This is a genomic window from Nonomuraea sp. LP-02, assembly GCF_036289125.1.
GTDB lineage: Bacteria > Actinomycetota > Actinomycetes > Streptosporangiales > Streptosporangiaceae > Nonomuraea > Nonomuraea bangladeshensis.
The window spans coordinates 2,770,335-2,787,871 of the sequence record NZ_JAXCLK010000001.1 but is presented as its reverse complement, the minus strand read 5'-3'; the positions used below and the strand labels follow the sequence as shown (position 1 = coordinate 2,787,871).

The following is a 17,537-nucleotide window of genomic DNA, read 5'->3' as shown; positions in this document are numbered from 1 at the left end:
CCCTCAGTCGGACGGCTTGACGGTGTCGCGGTCCTCGTCGCGGGGGAGGTGGCAGGCGATGAGCGCCTGGTAGAGGCCCGCGCCGATTACTCCGCCGATCAGCGGGCCCACGATGGGCACCCAGAAGTAGAGGTCGCCGTACTGGTCGCGCCAGGCGCCGCGGTAGCCGGTGAGGAAGCTCGCCAGCCGCGGCCCGAAGTCACGGGCCGGGTTGATGGCGTAGCCGGCGTCGGCGCCGAGCGCCATGCCGATGCCGACGATGAGCAGGCCGATGACGAACGGTCCCATGTTCGCGCCGGGCGCTATGTTGCGGGTGTCGGACAGCGCGAAGATGACGAAGAGCAGCACGGCGGTGCCGATGATCTGGTCGCGCAGCGCGCCCCATTGGCCGACCGGCAGCGTGCCATTGCCCGGCAGCGTCGAGAACACCAGTTGCGTCTTGAGCGTGTGGCCGGGGTCGACGGCGGCGAGCACCTCGGTGTAGTTCCAGCGGATCAGCAGCGCGCCGACGAAGGCGCCCGCGGTCTGCGCCAGCACGTACGGCATCACCTTGTGCCACTCGAACCCGCGGAAGACGGCGAACCCCAGCGTCACCGCCGGGTTGAGGTGCGCGCCCGTGGTGCGGCCGGCGACGTACACGCCGAGCGCGACCCCGATGCCCCAGGCCCAGGAGATGCTGTCGTGGTTCCCCAGCTCGGCCGCGACCACCTGCGCGACGACGCCCACGCCGAACACGATGAGCACCATCGTCCCGGCGAACTCGGCGATCATCTCGCCGGCCAACCTCCTGCTGCTCAGCGCCACCCCGTCCCCTTCCCGGGCTCCTTCTCCGGCTGAGGTGAGCCTTCCCCCTTCCAGGGAAGGCATACAGTACGAATATGATCAGTTACGGAAAGTGAGGACAAGGCGATGGGAATCACCGGGGCGCTCGACGCGCGTGACCGCCAGGAATGCCTCGACCGGCTCCGGGCCCAGACCTTCGACGTCCTGGTGGTCGGCGGTGGGGTGACAGGGGCGGGCGCGGCCCTGGACGCGGCCTCGCGCGGGCTGCGGGTGGCCCTCGTGGAGAGCCGCGACCTCGCGGCCGGCACGTCGAGCCGGTCCAGCAAACTGATCCACGGCGGGCTGCGCTACCTGGAGCAGTTCGACTTCAAGCTCGTGCGCGAGGCGCTGAAGGAGCGCGACCTGCTGGTCGCGCGGCTGGCCCCGCACCTGGTGCGGCCGGTCACGTTCCTCTACCCGGTGCGCAACCGGATGATCGAGCAGCCGTACGTGACGGCCGGCCTGACGTTGTACGACGCCCTGGAGGGCGTGCGCCATCCGATGCCCAGGCACCGCAACCTGTCGCCGAAGGCGGCCCGCCGCCTGGTGCCCGGCCTGCGGACCGACGTGCTGAGCGGCGGCGTCATCTACTACGACGCGCAGGTGGACGACGCCCGCTTCACCCTCGCCCTGGCCCGCACCGCGGCCGCGCACGGCGCCGCCATCGCCACCCGTACCTCGGTGGTGGCGCTGACCAGGGACGAGTTCGGCGAGCGTGTCGTCGGCGCCCGTGTCCGCGACGAGGAGAGCGGCGCGCAGATCGACGTCTCGGCCGACGCCGTGGTGGTGTGCGCGGGCGTGTGGACCGGCCCCGTGACCAGCCTGCCGGGCGGCGCCGAGCCCGCCTTCCGGGTCAGGATGTCGAAGGGCGTGCACATCATGGTGCCCGGCGAGGCCATCGACTCCCAGACCGGCATGATCATCCGCACGGAGAAGAGCGTGCTGTTCATCATCCCGTGGACCGGGCGCCGCTGGATCGTCGGCACCACCGACACCGACTGGGACGGCGAGCGCGCCGAGCCCGCCGCCACCGGCGAGGACATCGACTACATACTCCACCACGCCAACGAGGTGCTGGTCAGGCCGCTGACCAGGGACGACGTCGTCGGCCTCTACGTCGGGCTGCGCCCGCTCGTGGCCGCGGACAAGACCTCCTCCACCGCGAAGCTGTCGCGGGAGCACGTGGTGGACGTGCCGGTGCCCGGCCTGGCGGCGATCGCCGGCGGCAAGTACACGACGTACCGGATCATGGCTAAGGACGTGATCGACACCGCGCTCGAAGGCTACGACGTGCCCGCCTCGGTCACCGACCGGCTGCCGCTGGTCGGCGCGGACGGGCTGCCCGCGCTGGAGGCGTCCGTCGGGCGGCTGGCCGAGGACCACGACCTCGAACCCGAGACCGTGCGCCACCTCGTCCGCCGCTACGGCACGCTCGCCCTGGAGGTGCTCGCCCTCGTCGCCCGCGACCGCTCGCTCGCCGAGCCGCTGATCGAGCCCGGTCCGTGGCTGCGGGCCGAGGTCCGCTACGCCGTCACCCACGAGGGCGCGCTGCACGCCGAGGACGTCCTCGCCCGGCGTACCCGGATGCTCATCGAGTCGAGCGAGCTGGCCGAGCGGGCGGCGCCGCGGATCGCCCGGCTGATGGGCGGCCTGCTCGGCTGGGACGAGCGGCGGGTGGAGGAGGAGACGGCCGCGTGCCTGCGGCTGGTGGAGGCGGAGCGGACCGCCCTGGCCGAGGCCAGGACGGCCGCAGCGGTCACGTTGTGACGGACGGCAGGGGACGGCGGCCGGTGATGGTCAGCAGGATGTCCTTGGCCGGCAGTTCGACCGGCTCGCCCGTGCCCACCCGCACGTCGGCGTCGGCGCCGCGCAACTGCACGCCCGTGAGATCGACGCCGAAATAGGAAAGGTTGCGGGGGTTCGTACCGGCCAGCACGAGGGCTATCCGCTCGACGGGCGGCGCGGGCAGGCCCAGCGGCTCGGTGATGTCAAGGCCGTGGATGGTGTCGTGGGACAGCGCTCCGCCGGTCCCGCCGCCCGGCGGCCGCCACGGGTGGGTGATGTTCGCGCGCAGGCACGCCAGCAGGTCGGCGTCGGACAGGCGGGCGGTGTCGCCGCGGGCGGCCCGGTCGGAGTAGCGGTCGAAGGAGAAACGGGCCGCGACCAGCCCCGCCACGACCCGGGGCAGACTGGTGCGGAACGGCGCGGTGATGTGCGCGACGACCTCGCGCACCCGCCACCCCGAGCACAGCGACGGGCTGCCCCAGCCCTCCGGGGAGAGCCCGGCGAGCAGCCCGGCCAGCCGCTCGCGCTCGGCGTGGACGTGCCGCCTCAGGTCGGCGTCGGTCGATGACATGAAGATGGCCTTCCGATCGGTCGTACGTGTCGCCTCTTGTACGACCGGCGGCAGCCGGACTCATCGGTTCACAGAGAAACGGGCAGGCCGTACGCGGCGAACCGGTCGCCGTACTCGAGATAGGTGACGACGTCGCCGATCCGCCCGCCGCGCAGCTCCAGCACCAGCAGCGCGAACGGCCTGAGCGCCCCGCCCGCGTCCGGCCGGTACTGTCCGAGCGTCCAGCACCCGCCGGCGACCACGCCCGGGACGAGCCGGTCCCCGGCGCAGGCGTCGGCCGCGACCGACAGCACCGCCGCGATGCCCGCCGGCCCGTCCAGCCACCACGGGAACGGCGGCATCCCCGACCGGGCGTCGTCGGCCAGCACGTCCACCAGCCCGCGCACGTCGTGCGTCTCGAAGGCGCGCACGTAGCGGCGCAGCAGGTCGCGCTGGGCCGGGTCGGCCGGCTCCGCCGGGTCGGAGGGACGCGGACGGCGCTGCTCCAGCGTCGCCCGCGCGCGCTGCAACGCGCTGTTGGCCGCCGCCACCGACGTCTCCATGACCTCGGCCGCCTCCACGGCGCTGAACCCGAGGACGTCCCGCAGCACCAGCACGGCCCGCTGGCGCGGCGGCAGCCACTGCAGGGCGGCGACGAAGGCCAGGCGCAGCGTCTCGTGCCGCAGCGCGAGGTGGGCGGGATCGTCCGCGCTCACCGGTCCGAGGCCGGGCGGCGGCTCCACCCACCGGCCGGGCGGCAGGGGAGCGCCGAGGTCGCCGCCGGTCGCGGCCGGCCCCATGTCCCACGGCAGCGCCCGCCGCTCGGCGCCGCGCAGCATGTCGAGGCAGACGTTCGTGGCGATCTTGTGCACCCACGTCGACAGGCCGGCCCGGCCGGGGTCGTAGCCGCCGATCGCGCGGAACGCCCGCAGCATGGTCTCCTGCACGGCGTCGTCGACCTCGCCCGACGCGCCGAGCAGGCGGTAGCAGTAGCCGGTCAGCGGGCCGCGCAGCGACTCCAGCCGAGCCACCAGGGATGCGGTCTCGTCCTGTACGGTCACCCTCCCATCATGGCAAGGGCTCAGGGCGGGCGAGGCACGTCGGTCAGCGGGCGAGCCAGTCGCGGTAGCGGATCCGGCCGAGACTCGCGCCGTCGCGGGGCACCAGCGTCTGATCGCCCGGCACGCTGCCGAAGTAGCGGGCCCGCTCGTCGGTGACCACCTCGCGCGGGTCGCCCCAGGCGGGCAGCGCCTCGCGGAAGAACTCGTCCATCCGGTACTGGTCCGGCCCGGCCACCTCGACCCGGCCGTTCAGCGGCGCGCTCATGGCGGCGCGGGCGACCGCGTCGGCCACGTCGTCGGCCGCGATCGGCTGGAAGCGTACCGGCGCGATGTGCACCTCGCCGTCCACCGTCGCCTCGTCGGCGATGGCCCGCGCGAACTCGAAGAACTGTGTCGCGTGCACCAGCGAGAACGGGATGCCCGACTTCTCGATCAGCCGCTCCTGGGCGATCTTCGCCGCGAAGTAGCCGTTGTCCGGCATCCGCTCGGTGCCCACCACCGACAGCGCGACGTGGTGGCCCACGCCCGCCGCCGCCTCGGCCGCGAGCAGGTTGCGGGTGGAGGTCTCGAAGAACTCCATGACCTCCGCCGGCTCGAACGACGGCGAGTTGGAGACGTCGACCACCGCCCCCGCGCCGGCCAGCGCCTGCTCCAGCCCCTCGCCGGTCAGGGCGTTGACGCCGGTTCTCGGCGACGCGGCCACCGCCTCGTGCCCCTCCTGGGTGAGCCTCTCCACCACCTTCGAGCCGATCAGGCCGGTGCCGCCGATGACCACGATCTTCATGGGTACGCTCCTGTCCGTGCCCAAGCCGAGGGCACTGGCCGGTCTCCTACCCGCTGAGCTGCGGGAGCGTCAGTCCGTGTCGTGGTAGACCATGGGGCCGACCGCGTGGAACGCCGCCTTGGAGGCGTCCTTGAGCCAGGGGCGCACCTTGGTGGAGTTCGCGCGGTTGGTGTAGATGGCCATGGTGTGCAGCAGATAGCGGTGGGTGTAGCCGACCCAGCCCCACGTCTGGGCGTTGTTCCAGTAGGTGGTGTGGCAGAGGCCGGAGCCGGGGCCCTTCTTGGGGCACACGATGCCCCAGTCGTCGGCGTAGGCGTTCTCCAGCCGCCCGTACGCGGTGGCGGCCCGCTCGTCGCTCTTCAGCGGCACCACCCACACGGACACCATGATCCGCTTGTTCGCCGGCGCGCCCGGGTTGACGTACGCGCCCTTGATCATCTTGCTGCACTTCGCCTTGCGCAGCGCGGAGCGGACGTTGCTGTCGGGGTAGGCGTCCGGGCACTTCGACACGCCGCTCGCCCGGAGGGTGTAGCGCACGCCCTTCGCGGACTTGAAGGACTGCGGCAGCAGCGCCGACGGCGTGACAGGGGTCGGGTCGGTGCTCTGGAGGTCGAGGTCGGAGAGACGGAACGGCTCCTCGGTGGGCTCCGGGGTGGGCGGCTCCTGGGTGGGCGGCTCCGTGGGCGGAGGGCTGGGGGAGAAGGGGGGCGACTCCGGGAGCACGGGCGGGCTGCCGGATGACGTCACGTCCACGCCCGCCGCGTCCCCCGGACCCTCCAGCGTCACGATCAGGGACCTTCCCACCAGTACGGCGACCAGGACGAACGCCAGCCCGACCACCGCCGCGCCCGCGCCGATGGCGATCATCTTCGGCATGGTGACGACGAACCCGGGACGCCCCTGCACCGGCGGCGGCACGGGCCCCGGCGGACCGGGCGGGGGCGGCGGGGGCGGTGGGGGAAGGGAGGGCACGGCCGAGGCCGATCCCGCCGCCTCCCGTAACGCCGCCGCCCACTGCTCCGGGCCCGGCCGCAGCGCGGGCTCCTTCTGCAGTCCCGCCGCGGCGAGGTCGGCCAGCGCCGGGCTGACCGCGGCCAGCCGACCGGGATCGGTGGAGCTCTGGTCGCGGGCGAACATCCGCACCACCAGGAGCGCGAGCTTGTACGCGTCGCCGCCCGGCGTGCCCTTCTCCTCGTCCTCGGGGAGCCGCCAGTCTGGCGTCTCCACCTGCGGCATCGCCTCGGCGCCTGCCAGCCGCATCGCGTCGCAGTCGATGAGGAAGCACTCCGGCGGCGCGTCGGCGGAGAACAGCAGGTTCTTGGGCGACAGGTCGCCGACGACGATGTCCATCGCGTGCAGGCGGGCCAGCGTGCCGGCCAGGTCGGCCATGAGCAGCAGGCGGTCCCGGTCGCTGATCCTGAGGCCGATGCCGGCGACGTACGCGTCGTCGTTGAGCAGGAACTCCAGCGTCGCCGGCCGCCGCTCGGCGCCCGACAGGGTCCGCAGGTCGAAGAAGTACCTCTGGGGCACCGCCCGCATGAGGAACCCGCTGACCGCGCCGCCGGTCTCCACGAGCTCGGCCGGCCAGGCCGTCTTGTCGCACAGCCAGGCGGCGTCCCATCCCGGCAGCCGGCCGATGAGGTCGGTCATGGCGGCGAGCGCGGCGGTGTCGAGGCTCTCCAGGACGCCGGGGTCGTACTCCTTGTAGGCGACGTCCCACTGGCCGTTGATGCGGCGGTTGAGCACCTCGTGCACGGTGCCCTGGCCGCCCTGGCCGAGGCGGCGGCCGAGGGTGAGCGTGTCGCGGTCGGTCCGGGTCATCGGGGGGCCTCGCTTCGCGGCCAGAGTGCCAGCAGCGTCCGGTCGTCGTCGAACGTCTCCCGGGAGAAGTCCAGCAGGTGGGCCAGCCACAGCGGGGACGGCGGCACGGCCAGGTGCTCGGCGAACAGCGCGCCCACCTGCCCGTCGCCGTCGCCGAGCGGGTCGCCGAACCCGTCGGTGCCGACCAGCAGCACCTCGCCGGGCGCGAGCCGGCCCGACCAGCGCTCCAGCGGCTCGGGCACCCTGGGCAGCGCGGCGACCGACGTGGGGACCAGGTCCCCGTCCGCCTTCGCCGCGAACAGGGGCCGGTAGCGGGCGCGGGCCGGGTCGAGCGTCCAGGCGGCCGAGTCGCCGATCCGGAACAGCGAGACCTCCGCGCCGTGCCCGCCCGGCCGGGCCACGCCCGCCACGAGGGTGGTGGCGACCAGCTCCTCGACCTGCGCGAGGCCGGGTTCGCGGCGCAGGAGGGCGGCGGCCTGCCGGTGCAGGGTCTCCGCAGCGTACCTGGCGGCGGCGTGAAAGTCGAGGTGAAAGTCGGCGTGAAAGCCGGTGGGGAAGCCGGTGCCGCCCTCGTCGAGCTGCGCGTGCAGCGCCCAGACCGCCGCCCGGCAGGCCTCGGCCGCGCCGATCGTCGCGGCGCTCGCGCTGGACAGCCCGTCGGCGACGGCGAACACCACGACGCCGCTCTCCTCGTGCAGCACGGCGCAGGTGGCGTCCTGCCGGGGCTGGCGGTAGTAGCGGTGCCGCTCGCCGCGTACCGAGGCGGACCTGAGCGTCAGGCCGGGGGCGGACCAGCCGTCGCACTCGGCGTCGGGGCAGGTGCCGCCCGTCACGCGCGGGGGCGTCGGCTCGAACCAGGGGCCGGGGACGTCGATGACGACCCGTTGCCAGGCCCGCGTCCCCTCGGCCTGCCGCTGCGGTCGGTGCACGTCCCCGAAACCTCCCTGGCTCCTGCCGCCGTCAGACCTCGTCGATCGCCAGCCGGAACTGCTCCGGCCGGGTCACCACGAGCTGCGGCTCGCCGCCGGCCAGGGCCCGCCCGGAGGCGACCAGGCTCGCCGTCAGCGCGTGGAAGAACTCCGCGATCGCCGTGCCGATGTCGGCGCTGGGCAGCGCGACGAAGGCGAACTCCCTGCGGGTGGCCACCTGCAGCATCGTGTCGGCCCGCGCCGAGCCGATGCCGCAGGCGATGATGTTGGGCGCGAACGGCGTGATCTCGCGGTCGACGAGCCTGCGGTGCGGCTCGTGCCAGTGCCGCCCGTCGGTGGGCTGGCCGTCGCTCAGGAAGAACGCCACCGGGCGGTGCACCTTGTAGCCCTCGTTCTTGAGCCACTGGATGTCGTGCGGGATGCGCCCCGCGAGGTCGGCGAAGGCCGCGCCGTAGTTGGTCGCCCCGCGTACGGCGAGCACGGGCAGCCGCTCGACCGTCCGCATGTCGCTGAGGCCCTGCCGCAGTTGCACGTCGTCGGAGAAGCCGAGGATGGCCAGCCGCACCTTCGCCGCGATCATCGGCTCCGCGCGCAGCCCGTTGCACAGGGACGCGAGCCCCGCCGACAGGGCCTGGTGGTGCGGCCCCATGGAGGCGGACTCGTCGGCCACCACATAGGCGGGCAGTAACACGCCCCTCGTCTCGGCCACCCGGCTCCACCGTCCTTCACGCATTTCTGTCAACCGCGACATTAGCGCCCAACCCATGAAGATCAAAGATCCACAGGGCGACACTCGCGTCCAGGAGGGCGTCAGGCGGACAGGATCTCGTGCAGCCAGTCGCGTTCGGCGCGGCTGGTGGCGCGCGCGACGACGAGCATGCCGCGCCGGTAGGGGTCGGCCAGGTCGCGGGCGGCGAGCGGCCGGTCGCCGTCGTAGAAGAAGCCGGCGGGCCGCTCCAGGAACTCCAGCCGCCGGCGCAGCACGGCGTGCTGGTCGGCGACGTCCGGCAGCAGCGACAGGAACGCGAGGATCGTGAAGAACCGGGTGCTGTCGGTGATGTCGTGCTCCGCCGGGTCGCGCAGCCGCCGTAGCAGGTCGGCGCGGCCCTCCCCGGTCAGGCTGAGCGTCTGGCGCTGCGCGGCGGAGGCACCCGGCTCGGCGCGCCGCTCCAGGAGGCCGGCTCTCGCCAGCCGGTTGATCGCCGGGTAGAGGCTGCCGTCGCTGACCGGGCGGGTGTGGCCGGACAGGGCCGCGACCCGGCGGCGCAGCTCGTAGCCGTGCAGCGGGCCTTCCGCCAGGAATCCCAGGATCGCCAGTTCGAGCATGGTGTTATCCTGCCACATCGAATCGACATACCTCGAATCGATATAGGAGTGGCGATGGGGGAGTACACCGAGGAGTGGGTGACGGCGCGGGCCAGGGACGCCTACGAGCGCGGGCGGGCCACGTTCGAGCTCCGCGCCGAGCGGGCGGCGCTGCTGGTCATCGACATGCAGGACGAGTTCGTCCGGCCGGGCTGGAGCCCGTACTGGGTGCCGGCCGCCACCCGGATGGCCCCGCGGCTGCGCGGGCTCGCCGATCGGTGCAGAGAGGCGGGCGTGCCGGTGATCTGGACCATCTTCGACGACACCCACCTCGGCCTGGACCGGCCGCAGGCGCTGGCGTACCTGCCGCACGGCGACACCGGCTGGCGGAGGCCCGGCCCGGCGGCGGTCTGGGACGCGATGGGCCACCGGGACGGTGAGGTGCTCATCCGCAAGCCGTCCTACGGCGCCTTCTACGACACCCCGCTCGACACGATCCTGCGCAATCTCGGCCGCGACACCGTCATCGTCACCGGCACGCTGACCAACTACTGCTGCGGCACGACGGCGCGGCAGGCGTACGAGCGGGGCTACCGGGTCGTGTTCGGCGCGGACGTCACGGCCACCGACGACGAGACGCGGCAGGAGCCGGAGCTCGCCGTCCTGCGCAAGGGCTTCGCGCTGGTGCTGACGGCCGCCGAGATCGAGGCCCGCCTGGCCGCCGGAGCGGCCTGCCCCGCCGATCGGGGATGACGGGCCCTGCCGGGCGGGTGAACGGGCGGGCGGGTCAGCGGGGCGGGCCGGCGGCGATGGTGGCGCGGGCGTTGGCGACGCCGCCCCGCCACCAGCCCATCGCCTCCACAAACCACGTCATGCCCGCCTCCGCGTACGCCTCCACGAGCCCGTCCGCGGCCCGGCCCTCCAGCGCGATGTCGAAGCCGTCCAGCGAGCCCCGCTGCTCGCCCAGGAAGTCCACCACGCGGGCGAACTCCGCGGCGGGCACCGGCCCCCGCTCCTGCCCGTACTCGCGGAAGGTCGGCATCGCCCCGTCCCACCGGACCGCCCGCCGGAACCCGGCCCGCACCGGCCACCGCCCCGGGCACCACACGGGGATCCGCGGCCGTTGCACCGGGGCCGGCGGCAGCTCCGCCCAGAGCCGGGTCAGGTCCGCCAGGCCCTCGTCCAGCCGGGCGGCGCGCACCTTCAGGTCGGGGTCCTCGCCGAACTCCGCGTACTCGGCGTCCATCGAGCCGAGACCGGCGCCGACGACCAGCCGCCCGCCGGACAGCAGGTCCAGCGTCGCGGTCTCCTTCGCCACCGTCTGCACCCGCCGCCGGGGCAGGGCCGTCATCAGCACGCCGATCCGGACCCGCCGGGTGCGCGCGGCGATCGCCGACAACACCACCGTCGGGCTCACGACCGGCCACTCCCGGTCGTGGTAGAGCAGGTGGTCCCACAGGAACACCCCGTCCCAGCCGTGCTCCTCGGCCGCCACGCCCAGCTCCGTCAGCACCTGAGGGTCGCCGAACTCGCCGACGTTCGGCAGTCCGACCGCGTATTTCACCATGCGCCCCAGGCTATGCCGGTGATCCTCCGGGCGCGGAGCCGTCGTCCAGGTCGAGCACCGCCTCGGCCACGGTGGCGAACAACGCCAGCCGGCCGCGCAGCCCCGGCCGGGTCAGGGCGCGCAGCGTGCCGCCCCGCGCGCCGGCCACCGCCATCCGCCCGCCCCGCTCGCGCACCGCGTCCGCCAGGCTCACCAGCATCTCGTACCCGTGGTCGTCGAGGTCCGCCAGCCGGCTCACCTCCAGGATCAGCCGGGGGCCGTCGCCGGGCAGGAGCTTCAGCTCCCGCTCGATCCCCGCCGCCGTGGCCGCGTCGAGGCGCTCGCTCAGCACGACCGCCGCCCAGCTCCGGCCGTAGTCCGGAACTTCCTGGTGCGCGGCCACGGTCGGGCTCCTCCGTCTCCTCGCGGTCGCGCTACCCCTTCCCCGTTTTCTGCTGAATCGTCGTACGGCGCCGGCGACAGCCGTGCGGCGCGGGCGCGGGCCGGGTGGCGGGCTGGAAGGCGAAGGAGACGGCCTCCATGAGGGGCTTGTGCTTGGTCTTCTGGACGGCGGCGATGCGCCACTGCCCGCCGGCCTGGCGGACGAGGGTGTAGGTGGCGAGCTTGCCGAGCTTCTTCGGGGTGCCCTTGGCGACCTCGCCGCGGGTGAGCACGACGGCGGTGTCGCCGTACTGGCGGAGGCCGGCTATCTCGATGGTCAGGCGGGTGCCTTTGAGAAAGCTGTCGAACAGGGCCTGGTGGGCCCGGCCGATCTCGGCGCTGCCCTGGTAGATGGTGCCGGCGAAGGTGACGTCGGTGGCGTCGTCGGTGAAGCAGGCGCCGTAGGCCGCGCCGTCGCCGGCGTTCCAGGCGTCCTGGCTGCGCCGCAGTACGGCGGTGATGGCGGCGAGGTCGGAGGAAGCGGTGGTGCCGGTCATGGTGATGCCCCTATCGTAGTGCCTGCAGAGGAGAAGTTTCTTCTCTGAAGATTTATCTTCTCTGAGGAAGAGAATAGGGAGCGGAGGACCCGGGTGTCAACGACAGGTGGACAGGCGGAGGCGAGCCGGCGCTACCGGCGCTATCTCAGCGCGGTGATGCTGCACGGCCAGGCCGGCGCCAAGGCGTGCGACCTCGGCGCCACCGACCTGTACGCGCTCAACGTCCTCGAACTGGCCGGCGCGATGACCCCGGGCGAGCTGGGCGCCCGCACCGGCCTGACCACCGGGCCGACCACCCGGCTCATCGACCGGCTGGAGCAGGCCGGCTACGTCCGTCGCGTCCCCGCCCCCGACGACCGCCGCAAGGTGATCGTCGAGCCGGCGGGCCGGCCCGCCGGGCTCGACCAGGCGCTGGCCCCCGCCCGGCAGAAGGTCGGCGAGATCCTGGCCGGCTACTCGCCGGAGCAGCTGGAGGTCCTGTACGACTACTTCGACCGGGCCGCCACCGCCTACCAGGAGGCCGCCGAGCTGCTGCGCTCCGGCTCCTGACCCCGAGCCACCCGGATCAGGGAGTGACGCGGAACGTCGCGTCCTCCCGGTCCGTCGCGGTGCTGACCGGGTCGATGCGCAGCAGATAGTTGTAATGCCGCAGGTAGCGGTCGGGGTGGCTGGCGGAGCGGAACGACGACCAGGCCGGGTCCGCGAGCCCCGCGACCCGGTGGAAGGTGGCGTCGGCGCGGAAGGTGGCGGTGCCGTCGTTCGCGTCCAGCCGGATCGCGTAGTCGTAGTGCCGCAGGTAGCGGCCGGGATAGTTGACCGACTCGAACGACACCCCGGCCGAGTCGGACAGTCCGGGCACCATCCGCCAGAGCTGGTCCTGGTACGGGTCGAAGGGATAGGCGTCCAGCCGCCCCGCGTAGTCGAAGTGGCGGACGTAGCGGTCGGGGAAGTTCGACGACTTCAGCCGCGTCCAGCTCGGCAGCCCCCAGCGGGAGACGAGGGCGTTGTACTCGGCGGTGCTGATCCCGGCGATGGAGCCGTGCTTGGCGTTCAGCGGCGGGGTGTAGGCGCGCTGGTTCAGCGCGGTCCAGGAGTTGCCGCCGACGTTCGAGGTGGACCAGGCGTAGTAGTCGTTGTTGACCGGGCTGAAGGAGTCGCCCCACAGCCGCCAGCCGCTGCCGTCGTTGTTCTTGACGAGCAGCGGCGCCTCGATGGCGTTGCCCTGGCGCAGGCCGCTCGTGTAGGTGGTGTAGCTGTTGGCGGCGCCGGTGCTGGAGCGGGCGCCGTACAGCAGGCCGTTGGAGAGGTTCTTGTAGTACAGGTAGAAGGTCGAGCCGTCCACGACGATGTCGCCGTCCAGCACGGGGAAGCCGGGGCTGAAGTAGACCTGGTTGGCGGTGACGGTGCGGAAGTCGGTCGTGTAGTTGACCATGAAGACGTCGGTGCTGCCGTTGTTCGCGGAGTAGACGATGCCGTACTGGCCTCGGGAGGCGTCCCAGAAGGCGGTCGGGGCCCAGGTGTGGGTGTTCAGGTTGTGCATCCTGATCCGGCGGTAGCCGGTGAAGGCGGTCAGGTCGGTGGAGTCCCACACGTGCAGGTACTGGTTGTTCTGCCCGAAGTCGGTGCCGTTGAGGTCGGTGGCGAGGACGACGAACGTGCCGTCCTGCTTGCGCAGGATGAACGGGTCGCGCAGGCCGAGCGTGCCGGCGGTCGGGGTGACCACGGGGTTGTTCTGGTTGAGCGGGGTCCAGTTGAGCCCGTCCTGGCTGACGGCGAGGTGCAGGCCGTAGTTGGCGCCGTTCATGTTCGGGGACTCGGTGAAGTAGGCGAAGACGTAGGCGGTGTTCGCGGCGGAGGCGGGGGAGACGCCGACGCCGAGCGCCGCGCACAAGACGGCGAGCAGGACGAGTGCTCTTCTGCGGTACATCGCGGTACGGCCCTTCCTGTCGGGGGGCGGGGCATGTGTTAGCGCTAACACTGCTGGGCTGGGCTCGCGATAACAGCCGAGCGAAGGGGGTTGTGCACGAGTGTTAACGCGAACATCACCGGGAGTCAAGGCCCTATGTGTCGGAGCCCGTCCCCGCCAGGCGTCCCGTCACGGTGACGAAGGAGCCGGCGGGCAGGTGTACCCGCAGGCCGGCCCGCGTGGCCGTCACCTGGTGCGGTCGGGGCGCGACGGCCCCGGGCGCGTCCGGGGTGTTGTGGTCCTGGAGCCTGCCCGCGGTGAGGATCCGCGCGCTCACCTCCGTCAGCGCGCCGCCGCGCAGGTCCAGCTCGACCTCGGCGGGCTCGTCGGCGTCCAGGTTGGACAGCGAGAACAGCGCCCTGCCGTCCTTACGGCTGGCCGACATCGAGACGGTGGCGAGCCGCGCGTCGCCGACCGCGCGCTCGGGCGTGCCGGCGGGCAGGTCCACGCGCAGCGAGGCCGCGTCCTGGTGGCCCTTGTTCATCTCGAAGACGTGGTACGTCGGCGTCAGGACGAGCGCCCCGGTGTCCGGATCGGTGAGGATCATGGCCTGGAGCACGTTGACGGTCTGGGCGATGTTGGCCATGACCAGGCGGCCGGCGTGCCGGTGGAAGACGTCGAAGTGCACGCTCGCCACGAGCGCGTCGCGCAGGGTGTTCTGCTGGTAGAGGAAGCCCGGGTTCGTGCCCGGCTCGACGTTCCACCAGGTGCCCCATTCGTCGAGCACCAGGCCGACGTTCCTGCCCGGGTCGTAGCAGTCCATGACGTTGGAGTGGCCGGTGATCAGCTCGTCCACGCGGGCGGCCTGGACCATCGTGCGGTAGTGGTCGTCGGTGTCGAAGACGGTGGCCGCGCCCTTGTCCTGCCAGGTGCCGGGGATCGTGTAGTAGTGGAACGACAGCGCCTGCATGAACGGCGCGGGCCGGTAGGCGCAGCCCAGGTCGCCGAGCTGCTTCATCAGGGTCTCGGTCCAGGCGTAGTCGGCGCCGTTGGCGCCCGCGGCGATGCGGTAGAGCGTGTTGCCGCCGTGGTCGCGGCAGTAGGTGCCGTAGCGGCGGGCCTCGGCGGCGTACTGCTCGGCGCGCATGTGGCCGCCGCAGCCCCACGCCTCGTTGCCGAGCCCCCAGAAGCGCACGCGCCACGGCTGCTCGCGGCCGTTGGCCTTGCGCAGCCGGACCATGGGGGAGTCGCCGTCGCGGGTGAGGTACTCCACCCAGTCGCTCATCTCCCTGACCGTGCCGGAGCCGACGTTGCCGCTGATGTACGGCTCCGCCCCGAGCAGCTCGCACAGCTCCATGAACTCGTGCGTGCCGAAGTGGTTGTTCTCCTCGACGTTGCCCCAATGGGTGTTGACCATCGAGGGGCGCCGCTCCTTCGGGCCGATGCCGTCCATCCAGTGGTACTCGTCGGCGAAGCAGCCGCCCGGCCAGCGCAGGTTGGGGATGTCGAGGGCGCGCAGCGCCGCCACGACGTCGAGGCGGATGCCGCCGGCGTTGGGCAGGTCGCTGTCCTCGCCGACGTAGAAGCCGCCGTAGACGCAGCGGCCCAGGTGTTCGGCGAAGTGGCCGTAGAGGTGCCGGTTGATCACCGGTCCGGGGACGTCGAGGTTGACGATGGCGGGCACGACGGGGTGGGTCATCGATGCGTACCTTGCTGTCGAACGGGTGTGGAAAGCGCTTTCTGGGGGTGATCTTAGCGCGTGTCCCGATGCGCGACGGGCGCGTACCGGTGCACCCTGGGGAGGTGCCGCAGAACGCCTCCCTCCGCAGCCCCTGGTTCGCGCCGCCCGCCGCCCGCGCCTGGAGATGCGCCCCCGCGCCCGCCGAGGTGCGCCGCTTCCACGCCTCCTTGCCCGGCTACGCGCCCACCCCGCTGACCGAGCTGCCGCCGCAGGCGGCGGAGCTGGGGATCGGCCGGATCTTCGTCAAGGACGAGTCGCGGCGGCTCGGGCTGCCCGCGTTCAAGGCGCTCGGGGCGTCCTGGGCTGTGCACCGGGTGCTCGCGGAACGCGACCAGGACGGCCCGGTCACCCTCGTGACCGCCACCGACGGCAACCACGGCAGGGCCGTGGCCCGCACGGCCCGCCTGCTCGGGCAGCGTGCCCGCGTCCTCGTCCCGCGCGGGGTGCACCCGCGGGCCGTCGCGGCCATCGCCGCCGAAGGGGCCGAGGTGACGGAGGTCCCCGGCTCCTACGACGAGGCCGTACGCCTGGCCGCCGAGGCCGCGTCCGCGCCGGACGCGGTCCTCGTCCAGGACACCGCCTGGCCCGGCTACGAGCGCGTCCCCGGCTGGATCGTCGAGGGCTACTCCACCCTGAGCGTCGAGATCGACGAGCAGCTCGCCGCCGCCGGGATCGACGGGCCTGACCTGGTGTCCGTGCCGGTCGGCGTGGGGTCGCTGGCGCAGTCCGTCGTCGCCCACTACCGCAGCCGCCGCTCCGGGAAGCCCCCGGCGCTGGTGGCCGTCGAGCCGGAGGCCGCGGCGTGCGTGCTCGCGAGCCTCACCCGGGGCGCGCCCGTCAGCGTCGCCACCGGCGAGACCACCATGGCCGGGCTGAACTGCGGCACCCCCTCCAGCATCGCCTGGCCCTTCCTGCGGAACGGGCTGGACGCCGCGGTGACCGTCCGCGACGCCGACAGCGCCCGCGCCGCCGCCGACCTCGCCGCGCTCGGCGTACGCTCCGGGCCCTGCGGAGCCGCCGCCCTCGCCGGGCTGCGCGCGCTGCTCGGCGGCGAGGGCGGCGCCGGGCACCGGGCGGCGCTGGGCCTCGGCCCCGACTCGGTGGCCGTGCTGCTCAGCACCGAGGGCCCGGACGCCAACCCGTACGCCGAGCCCTGACCCCCCAGGTGAGAGGACGCCATGCTCCCCGAGACGCCCTTGACTCCGGATGACGATCCCGCCGGCCTGCTGGCGCGGCTGATCGCCATCGACTCCGTCAACCCGGACCTCGTGGCCGGCGGCGCGGGCGAGAGCGCGATCGCCGCCTTCTGCGCCGCCTGGCTGGCCGCGCGCGGCTTCGAGGTGCACACCCTGGAGCGGCGCCCCGGCCGGCCCTCGCTCGTCGCGATCGCCCGCGGCGCCGGCGGCGGCCGCTCGCTCATGCTCAACGGTCACCTCGACACCGTCGGGCTGACCGGCTACGACGGCGACCCTCTCGAACCGAGGGTCCGGGACGGACGCATGCACGGCCGCGGCGCCTTCGACATGAAGGGCGGCCTCGCGGCCATGATGATCGCCGCCGCCCGCGCCACCGCTCGCGGGCCGCTGCGCGGCGACGTGCTTCTCGCCTGCGTCGCCGACGAGGAGCACGGCAGCTCGGGCACCGAGGAGGTGCTGGAGTCGTACACCGCCGACGCGGCGATCGTCACCGAGCCGAGCCACCTGGAGGTCACGCTCGCTCACAAGGGCTTCGCCTGGTTCGGCGTACGCGTCGAGGGCCGCGCCGCGCACGGCTCGCGGCCCGATCTCGGCGTCGACGCGATCGCCAAGGCCGGGCACTTCCTGGTCGCCCTGGAGGAGCTGGGGGCGCGGCTCGCGCGGGGCCCGGCCCACCCGCTGCTCGGCACCGGCACCGTGCACGCCTCGGTCATCTCCGGCGGGCGGGAGCCCTCCACCTATCCGGAACACTGCGAGATCACCCTCGAACGCCGCACCGTCCCCGGCGAGGACGCCGCCACGGTCGAGGCGGAGCTGACCGCGGTGCTCGGCCGCCTGGCCGCCACCGTCCCCGATTTCCGCTACCGCCTGACCCGCGGCCTGCACCGCGAGCCGTTCGCGGCCGACCCGGAGTCCGCGATCGTCCGCACCGTGACGAGGAACGCGGAGGCGGTGCTCGGGCACCCGCCCGCCGTGCGCGGCGAGCCGTTCTGGACCGACGCCGCCCTGCTGGACCGCGCCGGCATCCCCTGCCTGCTCTTCGGCGTGGACGGCGAGGGCGCCCACGCGGCCCGCGAGTGGGCGGACCTCGCCTCGGTGGACCGCCTGACCGCCGTGCTCACCGGTACGATCACCGACTTCTGCTCATGAACGC

General features: G+C 73.2%; 18 protein-coding genes. 5 read left to right on the top strand and 13 right to left on the bottom strand.

Features of this window, described 5'->3' with window-relative positions; translation table 11 throughout:
- Window positions 1-3: 3 nt before the first annotated feature.
- Window positions 4-804 carry an MIP/aquaporin family protein gene (locus SMD20_RS12940; RefSeq protein ID WP_329579691.1) on the bottom strand — a complete coding sequence of 267 codons (801 nt, stop codon included), beginning with the start codon at window positions 802-804 and terminating at the stop codon, window positions 4-6.
- Between the two features lie 105 nt (window positions 805-909).
- Here SMD20_RS12940 and SMD20_RS12935 point away from each other — a divergent pair, with 105 nt between their 5' ends.
- The gene (locus tag SMD20_RS12935; RefSeq protein WP_329579688.1) at window positions 910-2,589 is read left to right on the top strand and encodes a glycerol-3-phosphate dehydrogenase/oxidase; all 1,680 of its coding nucleotides are present in this window, start codon (window positions 910-912) and stop codon (window positions 2,587-2,589) included.
- On the opposite strand, the gene SMD20_RS12930 is transcribed toward SMD20_RS12935, so the two are convergent.
- The 7 genes from SMD20_RS12930 to SMD20_RS12900 all read right to left on the bottom strand — a co-directional run bounded on the left by SMD20_RS12930 (window position 2,579) and on the right by SMD20_RS12900 (window position 9,078).
- On the bottom strand, window positions 2,579-3,178 hold the full coding sequence (locus SMD20_RS12930; RefSeq protein WP_329579685.1) for a maleylpyruvate isomerase family mycothiol-dependent enzyme: 600 nt from the start codon (window positions 3,176-3,178) through the stop codon (window positions 2,579-2,581). The two genes, SMD20_RS12935 and SMD20_RS12930, sit on opposite strands and share 11 nt — an antisense overlap.
- Window positions 3,179-3,246: 68 nt before the next feature.
- Window positions 3,247-4,218 carry an RNA polymerase subunit sigma-70 gene (locus SMD20_RS12925; RefSeq protein ID WP_329579682.1) on the bottom strand — a complete coding sequence of 324 codons (972 nt, stop codon included), beginning with the start codon at window positions 4,216-4,218 and terminating at the stop codon, window positions 3,247-3,249.
- Window positions 4,219-4,261: 43 nt separating this feature from the next.
- On the bottom strand, window positions 4,262-5,002 hold the full coding sequence (locus SMD20_RS12920; RefSeq protein WP_329579679.1) for an SDR family oxidoreductase: 741 nt from the start codon (window positions 5,000-5,002) through the stop codon (window positions 4,262-4,264).
- A gap of 69 nt (window positions 5,003-5,071) precedes the next feature.
- Complete coding sequence (locus SMD20_RS12915; protein ID WP_329579677.1) at window positions 5,072-6,823, bottom strand: hypothetical protein; 1,752 nt, start codon at window positions 6,821-6,823, stop codon at window positions 5,072-5,074.
- Complete coding sequence (locus SMD20_RS12910; RefSeq protein ID WP_329579674.1) at window positions 6,820-7,752, bottom strand: protein phosphatase 2C domain-containing protein; 933 nt, start codon at window positions 7,750-7,752, stop codon at window positions 6,820-6,822. Before SMD20_RS12910 ends, SMD20_RS12915 begins: the two co-directional genes overlap by 4 nt.
- Window positions 7,753-7,783: 31 nt before the next feature.
- The gene (locus tag SMD20_RS12905) at window positions 7,784-8,461 is read right to left on the bottom strand and encodes a vWA domain-containing protein (RefSeq protein WP_329579671.1); all 678 of its coding nucleotides are present in this window, start codon (window positions 8,459-8,461) and stop codon (window positions 7,784-7,786) included.
- 101 nt (window positions 8,462-8,562) lie between these two features.
- Entirely contained in the window at window positions 8,563-9,078 is a 516-nt protein-coding gene (locus SMD20_RS12900; protein WP_329579669.1) for a PadR family transcriptional regulator, read from the bottom strand.
- A 54-nt stretch (window positions 9,079-9,132) separates the two neighbouring features.
- Between SMD20_RS12900 and SMD20_RS12895 the strand changes: the two genes are divergently transcribed.
- Window positions 9,133-9,810 carry a cysteine hydrolase family protein gene (locus tag SMD20_RS12895; RefSeq protein WP_329579667.1) on the top strand — a complete coding sequence of 226 codons (678 nt, stop codon included), beginning with the start codon at window positions 9,133-9,135 and terminating at the stop codon, window positions 9,808-9,810.
- A gap of 34 nt (window positions 9,811-9,844) precedes the next feature.
- Here the strand turns inward: SMD20_RS12895 and SMD20_RS12890 are convergent, their stop codons facing one another.
- Genes SMD20_RS12890 through SMD20_RS12880 form a run of 3 tightly spaced genes read right to left on the bottom strand, consistent with a single transcriptional unit; the run spans window position 9,845 to window position 11,541 of the window.
- A complete protein-coding gene (locus SMD20_RS12890; protein ID WP_329579664.1) occupies window positions 9,845-10,624 on the bottom strand; it encodes an LLM class flavin-dependent oxidoreductase in 780 nt (259 codons plus the stop codon).
- Between the two features lie 10 nt (window positions 10,625-10,634).
- Entirely contained in the window at window positions 10,635-11,006 is a 372-nt protein-coding gene (locus tag SMD20_RS12885; protein ID WP_329579662.1) for an STAS domain-containing protein, read from the bottom strand.
- 31 nt (window positions 11,007-11,037) lie between these two features.
- The gene (locus SMD20_RS12880; RefSeq protein WP_329579659.1) at window positions 11,038-11,541 is read right to left on the bottom strand and encodes a YybH family protein; all 504 of its coding nucleotides are present in this window, start codon (window positions 11,539-11,541) and stop codon (window positions 11,038-11,040) included.
- 93 nt (window positions 11,542-11,634) lie between these two features.
- On the opposite strand from SMD20_RS12880, the gene SMD20_RS12875 reads away from it, so the two are divergent.
- Entirely contained in the window at window positions 11,635-12,090 is a 456-nt protein-coding gene (locus SMD20_RS12875; protein ID WP_329579656.1) for a MarR family winged helix-turn-helix transcriptional regulator, read from the top strand.
- 16 nt (window positions 12,091-12,106) lie between these two features.
- Here SMD20_RS12875 and SMD20_RS12870 read toward each other — a convergent pair whose 3' ends face one another.
- A complete protein-coding gene (locus SMD20_RS12870; RefSeq protein ID WP_329579653.1) occupies window positions 12,107-13,468 on the bottom strand; it encodes a glycoside hydrolase family 43 protein in 1,362 nt (453 codons plus the stop codon).
- Window positions 13,469-13,601: 133 nt separating this feature from the next.
- Window positions 13,602-15,146, bottom strand: coding sequence for an alpha-N-arabinofuranosidase (locus tag SMD20_RS12865; protein ID WP_329579651.1), 1,545 nt, complete (start codon window positions 15,144-15,146; stop codon window positions 13,602-13,604).
- Between the two features lie 104 nt (window positions 15,147-15,250).
- Between SMD20_RS12865 and SMD20_RS12860 the strand changes: the two genes are divergently transcribed.
- The gene (locus SMD20_RS12860) at window positions 15,251-16,345 is read left to right on the top strand and encodes a diaminopropionate ammonia-lyase (RefSeq protein WP_329579648.1); all 1,095 of its coding nucleotides are present in this window, start codon (window positions 15,251-15,253) and stop codon (window positions 16,343-16,345) included.
- A gap of 21 nt (window positions 16,346-16,366) precedes the next feature.
- The gene (locus tag SMD20_RS12855; protein ID WP_329579645.1) at window positions 16,367-17,533 is read left to right on the top strand and encodes an ArgE/DapE family deacylase; all 1,167 of its coding nucleotides are present in this window, start codon (window positions 16,367-16,369) and stop codon (window positions 17,531-17,533) included.
- The last annotated feature ends 4 nt before the right edge of the window (window positions 17,534-17,537 follow it).

What these genes read in the sequence shown, in the direction of transcription:
- SMD20_RS12870 (WP_329579653.1), bottom strand. Translation starts at nt 13,468, where the DNA reads ATGTACCGCAGAAGAGCACTCGTCCTGCTCGCCGTCTTGTGCGCGGCG.
- SMD20_RS12900 (WP_329579669.1), bottom strand. Translation starts at nt 9,078, where the DNA reads ATGCTCGAACTGGCGATCCTGGGATTCCTGGCGGAAGGCCCGCTGCAC.
- SMD20_RS12855 (WP_329579645.1), top strand. Translation starts at nt 16,367, where the DNA reads ATGCTCCCCGAGACGCCCTTGACTCCGGATGACGATCCCGCCGGCCTG.
- SMD20_RS12895 (WP_329579667.1), top strand. Translation starts at nt 9,133, where the DNA reads ATGGGGGAGTACACCGAGGAGTGGGTGACGGCGCGGGCCAGGGACGCC.
- SMD20_RS12920 (WP_329579679.1), bottom strand. Translation starts at nt 5,002, where the DNA reads ATGAAGATCGTGGTCATCGGCGGCACCGGCCTGATCGGCTCGAAGGTG.
- SMD20_RS12915 (WP_329579677.1), bottom strand. Translation starts at nt 6,823, where the DNA reads ATGACCCGGACCGACCGCGACACGCTCACCCTCGGCCGCCGCCTCGGC.
- SMD20_RS12890 (WP_329579664.1), bottom strand. Translation starts at nt 10,624, where the DNA reads ATGGTGAAATACGCGGTCGGACTGCCGAACGTCGGCGAGTTCGGCGAC.
- SMD20_RS12930 (WP_329579685.1), bottom strand. Translation starts at nt 3,178, where the DNA reads ATGTCATCGACCGACGCCGACCTGAGGCGGCACGTCCACGCCGAGCGC.
- SMD20_RS12865 (WP_329579651.1), bottom strand. Translation starts at nt 15,146, where the DNA reads ATGACCCACCCCGTCGTGCCCGCCATCGTCAACCTCGACGTCCCCGGA.
- SMD20_RS12880 (WP_329579659.1), bottom strand. Translation starts at nt 11,541, where the DNA reads ATGACCGGCACCACCGCTTCCTCCGACCTCGCCGCCATCACCGCCGTA.
- SMD20_RS12935 (WP_329579688.1), top strand. Translation starts at nt 910, where the DNA reads ATGGGAATCACCGGGGCGCTCGACGCGCGTGACCGCCAGGAATGCCTC.